Consider the following 7,408-nt stretch of genomic DNA (forward strand, 5'->3'; position numbering starts at 1 on the left):
TATATTTCTGTTAAATTTAAAAAATCAGATAATAAAGCAAAAAGGTTAATAAACAAATATAACTTACGAACTATTTTTACGCTTATTCATCACTTTTATAATATGATAATTACATAATATATCCACTTTTTATTCTTTTTAATTTTCCATCTCTCCTCTCTTCACACTTCTTTCCATAGTGAAAAACATTGTATGCCGAACATAAATATAATAAAAAATCCAATTTCTTAATTTTAACATTAAAAAATTGGATCTTCTTTCATTACCTTGTATCAATCATACTGCGTTAATATAAACAGTATAAAGAATATACGTTTTATATAAGTTATGTTAATAATACATAAGCTAATAAAACTTTACTGATTACGCTCAAGACATTCATAAACCGCCATCATATCTCGTTTATCCAATTCGCGAATACGATTAAAAATTGGTATTTGCGTAACAGCTTCTGTTAATAAGCTTTCATCCACAACATCACTAACTTTTCCAGTTAACCATGTTTGCACATCCACGCCCTCAACAACTTCTTTTAGCCCTTCATCATTAATACCTGTTGCATTACAAGTTATACATGGAATTGTTAGTTTAAAGACACCATCGTGTAAATTATCTTCCGTTATAACTTTCTTTCCGTTACAGAATGGACATGGGTTACTTTTTTTAATTTTATTAATTTGGGTAACTAATTTTTTGTACCCAAACGCTTCGTATACATACGTAAGTTTTTTATATTTACCATTTGTGAAATACTTATCTATAATGTTTTCTCTCGTTTCATAAACATTAGGGAAATCACAAACAGTTACTTGATTATTAATACTCATGGATTCAATATTCCCTTTTATTTCATCCCAGAATGGTAAGACATTTTGTAACACCATTTCATAGTTTGAGAAACTTGCCTGCTCTAATTCAAACATTTTCAGTGCAACTTGTGTTTTTCTCGGCAATAAAGAAACATCTTCTGTCAATTTCCTATCGCCACCAACAATAGATTTCAATTTATGAAGTTCAGGTAAATCACCAACTGTTTTCAACACTTCATCAACTGGTTGATTGATAATTTCACGAATATCTGAGTTGCCAAATTTAAGTGGTTTATGATGATTTAAAACCGTTCCTTCGCAAATTGGACATGTCACCATTTCTTTAGAAGTCTTAATTTCTTCTTTAATAGCTGCTTTTGAAATAACAATATATCCACCAATAATCGTATTAAATCCTACCCATGTTCTGCGTGTCTTTCCTTTTTTATCATAAAATGATTTTTCAAAATATCCGTACCAAAACGTATGCTTTTCTTCTTCTGACATATCATTATAGCTCTTTGATAAATCGTGACCAAGCTCATTTTTAATTTCACCGAATAGAAATTCTATTTTTTCATATTGATAAAATTTTAATACTTTCATGATTTCTGGATCGAATAAACCGTCCCAAAATGGAACGTTTTTATTTTGAATTGTAATACCTTTATCGAAAACTTCAATTTGAAGACGTCCAGAACAAGATGGACAATGATTGTCCTGTGAATAGAAATCAAAACTTCTCGTATCTTTATTAGTTGGATGAGCAGCTACAATACGATTAATTAGTCCACCAATTTCGTATAAGAAACTATATTGACTATATAAATGTCTTTCAAGATCAATAGCAACAACAGGTGCAATTGTATCTGATTCATATTCGCCATAAATTAAACGGGCCATTGATGATAAACTTTTTAAAACACCACCCTTATAAATGTTTTCCGCATTTTTAAAATAGTTAATATGATTTTCTTCTAAATAGTGAACGCCTTCTTTGTGTTTAAGTGCTGAAGAAATATGTATTTGCTCAGCATGATTCACACTACTTTTTTGACGATAATAATCTTCATGACTTACTACATCAAGATGTTTTATAGATTCAAGCTGTCTTTTCCCGAAATCTACAATATAATCAGAGTTTTCTAACATGTAGCTATTATGTTCAATCATAATGATAGAGACCGATTCATCTTGTAATATCCCTCTAACACTATCTATAAATTGATTTAAAATATTTTGTGATAAACCTTTTGAAGGCTCATCAAAAATAAATAATGTATGTGGATTTCTAGTGTTTGCAAATAACTCCGAAACTAAATGAACACATTGAAACTCACCTGTTGATAATGTTTGTGTTTTTCGTTCTAACGTTAAATAACCAAGTCCTAATTTAATTAGTAGACTCAAGCGTTTATACGCAATATCTTCATTTGGGAGTTCATCTATAATATCCTCAATCGAACGCTCAAAAATATCCTCAATTTCTTCACTATACTTTGTTAGTTTCTTTTTAATATCTAGAAAAGTGGCTACAGTTGATCGACTTGTAATGGATTGATTTCGATCTTGTCCTACCATAACTAATTTATCTTTTGTATATCGTTTCATGAAATCTGTAGCTAAACATTCATTGACAAGTGTAGATTTCCCGCATCCAGATTCTCCTGTAACCGTTACAAGCCTATTTTTAGGAATTTGAAACTCCGTCATTTGGATATTACGGCAATATAATTCTTGGAATCTATAATATTCTGTTGGTGCTTCTTTATTTAGATCCCACAGTATTGGTTTTGGTCTTGGTGATTCTTTCACAATTTCCCCACCATATTTTCCGCTACCAGGTCCAAAGAACAATTGCTCATCTGTTGTATCCAGTACTGTATCTGAATGATCAATGAGCCAAATCTGATTTTTACACCCTAACTGTTTAATCTCTTCTAATATTTGTAATAATGTTTCATGATCAAGTCCAACTGAAATCTCATCAATAATAATTACAGCATTCTCACTTACTGCCATGAATTCAGCCAAATAAAGTCGTGTTAACTCTCCACCAGACAACGTACCCATAATTCGATTTAATGTTAAATAACCAATGTTCATATTAATTATATTTTGCAGTATATGTTGTTTTGCTTCACTAATATTTAACTCTTCTGCTAACGAAAGAATAGACTCAACACTTAAATCATTAATATTTGAAACTGTATGTGGTTTAGCAAATAAATCTATAGTATGTTGTTCAATTTCTTCGCTATAACGTTTTCCGTTACATTTTTTACACTCAATATTTTTAGTAGTACCTCGGCCTTTACAACCAGTACACCAACCTAACTGGTTATTGAACGAAAAAACCTCAGGGGAAAGGTGAAATACTTCAGCAAGTTTTTCGCGAATTTCAGTAAAAACACCAGTATGTGTACCTATCGTTGAACGCGGGTTGGAAGAAATTGATGATTTTCCCAGAAAAAGTACTAATGGCATATCCTCTATCTTTATAGCACTAAAATTCGTTTCCATGATATTAGGAAATAAATACTGATATTCAGCCTTTGGCAATAAAGAAACTAATCGTTTTTTTGATTCTTCGCCAATTGTTTGACAAAAAGTTGTTTTACCCGATCCTGATAAACCAGCGATTCCAAACGACTTATTAAATGAAATAGCTGTATCTAATTTATTTATGTTATTAGCAATTAATTGATTTACTTTCATATTAACCTCTATTCTTATTCTTCATTAAAAGCATATTTGTAATATAATAATTACACAATGAATATAACCCTCAAGATGATTATCCTCTTAATTCAATAACCTTATCTTTATATATTTCAAACCATTGTTGCCATTCATCTTTAGAAAATTCTTTTTCTTCTCCTTCTAGAACGGCAGAAAAAAGATTTAAACAAATATGCCAACCAGCTATGTCTTTCGGTGTATGATCATTTAATTCATGGATGTATTCTTTAAGATATAACAAAGAACCATTTTCCTCTTTATGTATTTCAAATCGGACCCAATCTTTATCCCAAGTAAATTCAAGCACTGTGTTTACTTGACACTCTAAAATATCAATATTTATAAATGAACCGTCCATCATGTCAAACTTGATTATTCCACCTGTTTTAAGGCTTTCAATCTGTAAATTAGACATCCATTTTTTAAGCTTACTGTTTTCTGTTAATGCAGACCAAACTTCCTCTATTGTATATGAAAATTGGCGTTCAAATTTTACAATGTATCCATCAGTTAGTTTCCCAAATTCAGCTATCATATATATTGCCCCCTACCCTTAAACAGAATATATGTTCTTCTTTTATTTTACCCGATTTTATATATAAAATAAATCTTTAATGAAATATTAATTATCATAAATAGCCTCTTCCATATTACATACCAATAAAAAAAGTCGCATTTGCGACTATGAAACTCCTGCTTTTATTGAATGACTTACCGCTTAATTGCATCCACAATTAGCGATGGAAAGCCAAGCTGTTCACCTTTATTTCTAGAATCATATCTTTTTGAACGGAAAATAACACCGTCGTTTGCATCCCATTCATTGTAATAAAACTGACCATTTTCATCACAATATTCAAGTAAAACTACCTCAAATCCAGCTGTTTCAAACATTTTCGTTAATGTTTTATAATTATGTACAATTTTATGACTTGCTGCTGGATGATCTTTCGGGCTTGGCCCACCTATTTGAACTATATTTTGGTACGCTTCATCTCGGAAAATGCATCAGGAACACCGCACCGAATGTGGCCTGCTGGCTTTTAAAAATTCATAACAAATTTCACCTGCTCTTACACCTTCTTCAAATGTAAGGTGTTCCCATATATGCTCAGCTAAAATAGCTGAAATAGAGTTGTATTCAAATCTTTCTTCCCACATAGTTTTATCTAGTAAATTAAGTTCATCTTCTTGCGTTTGTATCCAACCTGGATTATTATTAAAAACTCCAGCTCCGACTACTACTTTAATTTCGTCTTGTTTTATTGCCATAACTTTCACCTCGTAAACATTTTAATTATTAATATATTCTATGTTTACTATTATTCCACCTTCTACAATAAGTTAAGAAAAAATAGTGATTGTTTTAACAAAAAATGCGTTCCGGACAATATCAAACTCAATCCCTAAAAATCCCCTAATGCAATGATCTAACTACCTTAATGGAATCAGTTCCTAATACACAACTATTTTTGTATTATTTTTGTATCTTTCTAAATTTGCGAGCTAAAGTGAGTACGGTACCTGCAATAACCATCCATATGCCCATTGTTGCACTGTTAGTTGTACTTGCACCCGTGTTTGGAAGCTCTTTATATGTAGATTCTTTTTTATTGCTGTTATTCGGAATATTACCGTTATTACTGTTATTAGTAAAACTTTTAGTTTTGCTAGTGTCTTTATCCTTCACTAATACTTTTTGTATTGTATGTACCTCATTACCTACAGTATCTGTGACACTATATATCATTTCAAAAGTACCAGCTTTAGAGGTATCTACACTTCCTTCATACGCTACTTTAGAAATAAGGTCACCGTCCTCTTTATCAGTAGCTGATACTCCTGCCATCGGATCGAATTGATCCCCCTTAGTAATTGTAGTTGTAGCAGGTACTTTTAGTATTGGTATTTCATTCTTAACTTCTTCTCTACCTTTGACCGTTACAGTTTGTTTCGCAGTTCCTTCATGACCTTTAGAATCTGTAATTGTATACTTTAATATGTAAGTACCGGCTTTAGAGGTATCTACTTCACCATCAACTTTTACTTTAGAAGTAAGATCGCCGTCTTCTTTATCAATAGCTTTTACTTTTGCCATTGGATCGAATGAATCTCCTACATGAATTGTCGCTGCAACAGGCACTGTTAATGTAGGGTTTAGATCTGATGTTTCTACATTTGCCTCTACTATTACAGTCTGTGTTGCCGTTGCATTCCCACCTTGAGAATCAACGACAGAGTAATCCACAATGTATTTGCCTGGTTTAGAAGTATCTACATCATCTTTATGTTCTACTCGATTTGTTAAGTCACCATCTTCTTTATCAATAGCTTTTACATTGCTCATCGGGTCAAACGTATCTCCTACACGTAGTGTAATTGTAAGAGGTACCGTTAACTCTGGGGCTTGGTTGGCCTCAGTTTTTTCATTTTCTTTCACGTTTCCTTTAATTTTCGCTGCATCAAAAGCTTTTTGGACCGCTTCAACCTCAATTGAATTTGCCCCATATTTATTTGTTGCAACTTTAAGACACGCTAATCTTAATTCAGTGAAATTAGAAGTCATGTTCAATTCATCAGTATTTGCATAATAGAAAATATCAAACATTTTATCTTCACCAATGCCATTTACAGTTACACCGTTATGAGTGCCACCTTTTGCAATTAAATACGCGACTTTATTAATAATACTTGAGTTGAAATGAACGCCCTCATTATCTTCTCCGTTTAAATCACTGTATTTGCTATAATCATCAGGATACGGTACTCCATTAAAAAAATTGATTGAAGATGGATTTTTCATATTACGGAGAACTGATCCGCTTTGTTCTCCTATCGTCCAATTAAATTCCCCATTATTTATATATTTCTCAATAGCCGTTCCCATAATGTCAGATAACGCCTCGTTAATTGCGCCAGATTCCCCAAAAAATTCAAGATTAGATTCACTAGATGTAACCGCATGTGTAAATTCATGACCCGCTATGTCAAACGCTCTAACCATTGGATCACCATATATAAGCATACTAACATTGTTAATATTAGCACTAAATGCATTTGCCCAATTTTTAGGATCATTTGTTTCTCCAGAATCCCATGCATGTACAACGGAAACTACTTTTTTCCCCTTATTATCAAAACTATTACGCTTATATTTGTCTTTATAAAAATCATATACGTTTGTTGCTAAGAAATGAGCACTTACCGCTTTTGGATCATTAAATGTTCTTGATGTGCTAGTTGCTAATATACCAGGATAATATTTATCTTCAAAAGTAATATCTCTATAATTTACATCGTACGTCTCAATTCCTTGCCCCCTTGTGTAATCAGCAAGCACATATTTCCCGTTACTTTGTTCAGAAATACCGAATGTGCGAGTTATACCTAAGTCATCTTTTCCTGTACCAGTTAATGATATGGAATTACTTTTATTACTCTCCTTTAAAGATTCAACATGCTCTTCACTTACTTTTAAACTTGATTCTTGTACCATATTTTTCAACATATCACCACTATGAGCATCCACTAAATAAGTTCCAGATACATAGTTTGGTGTGGCAGCTGCAAATGTAACTTGATATGCATTTGTAGCCTTCCCACGATTTTCATCAACAAAAATAACTTCCTTAACTTCTGGTTCAGAAATAAATTTAATATCGTTTCCGTACTTCGTATAAATATATTGCTTCGCTTCTTCTTTTGATAAATTTTTAACATTCTTTAAATTTTCTTGAGTTAAATTTTGTGCACTTTCCCCTGAAACACTTTTAATAATACCCTTTTTATCTACATGAGCAGTCAATTGGTGTCCGTATACTTCTTTACCTTCATATATTTGTTGCATGCGCACAAGT

The 7,408-nt window shown here is 32.0% G+C and carries 3 protein-coding genes and 1 pseudogene; all 4 read right to left on the reverse strand.

Annotation, left to right across the window (positions count from 1 at the left end):
* Positions 1 to 356: 356 nt before the first annotated feature.
* Positions 357 to 3,527, reverse strand: a complete 3,171-nt coding sequence (locus KI369_RS25060) for an ATP-binding cassette domain-containing protein (protein WP_212957989.1) — start codon at positions 3,525 to 3,527, stop codon at positions 357 to 359.
* A gap of 79 nt (positions 3,528 to 3,606) precedes the next feature.
* Positions 3,607 to 4,086, reverse strand: coding sequence for an SRPBCC family protein (locus tag KI369_RS25065; RefSeq protein WP_212957991.1), 480 nt, complete (start codon positions 4,084 to 4,086; stop codon positions 3,607 to 3,609).
* Positions 4,087 to 4,262: 176 nt separating this feature from the next.
* A pseudogene (locus KI369_RS29580) lies at positions 4,263 to 4,823 on the reverse strand (class I SAM-dependent methyltransferase).
* 205 nt (positions 4,824 to 5,028) lie between these two features.
* Positions 5,029 to 7,408 (reverse strand): M4 family metallopeptidase (locus tag KI369_RS25080; RefSeq protein ID WP_212957995.1); only part of this gene is annotated, 2,380 nt, incomplete at its 5' end.

This window comes from Bacillus sanguinis (genome assembly GCF_018332475.1).
In the GTDB taxonomy this organism is placed as follows: Bacteria; Bacillota; Bacilli; order Bacillales; family Bacillaceae_G; genus Bacillus_A; species Bacillus_A sanguinis.

Bases quoted from the DNA above. Each gene is read 5' to 3' on its own strand.
- KI369_RS25065 (WP_212957991.1), bottom strand. From the start codon at position 4,086: ATGATAGCTGAATTTGGGAAACTAACTGATGGATACATTGTAAAATTT.
- KI369_RS25060 (WP_212957989.1), bottom strand. From the start codon at position 3,527: ATGAAAGTAAATCAATTAATTGCTAATAACATAAATAAATTAGATACA.